Annotated in this window: 1 pseudogene; it reads left to right on the forward strand. The window is 66.5% G+C overall.

Annotation, left to right across the window (positions count from 1 at the left end):
• Positions 1 to 501 (forward strand): annotated as a pseudogene (locus tag Q2941_RS51920) (acyl-CoA acyltransferase); the annotation flags it as partial.
• Position 502 lies beyond the last annotated feature (1 nt).

Below are 502 nucleotides of genomic sequence, written 5' to 3' on the forward strand. Positions count from 1 at the left end.
TGGCAGACCATCGAAGCCCAGGGATTCCGCTCCTATTGCGACGGCCTGTTCTTCTCCTTTCCGGCACTCTCGCGTCCCGCGAAAGGCATGCGCATCGAAGTCGTCGAACAGGACGCGCGGGCGGTCGACGGCTTGTCCGAAGCTGACGTCGCGCTGCTCACGCGCCACGCAGCCTACGGCTGCCTCAGCCTGGTCTGCCGCGCGGCCGACGGCCGCAGCTTTCCCTTCATCCTGCAGACGATGCGCCCCCGGCGGATCGCACCGCGGCCGATGCAGTTGATCTATTGCGCCGATGTGGCCGACTATGTCGCCTGCGCCGGCGCCATCGGCCGTTTCCTGCTCCGGCGCGGCCGACTCTCGGTCGCACTCGACGCCAACGGCCGCGTGAAGGACCTGGTCGGCCTCTACAGAAAGACGGAGGGCCCGAGATATTTCAAAGGTCCGCAGTGCCCCCGGCTTGCCGATTTGTCGGACACTGAGCTCGCGATCTACGGGCCGTAAC

The sequence above is a fragment of the Bradyrhizobium sp. UFLA05-153 genome (genome assembly GCF_054185185.1).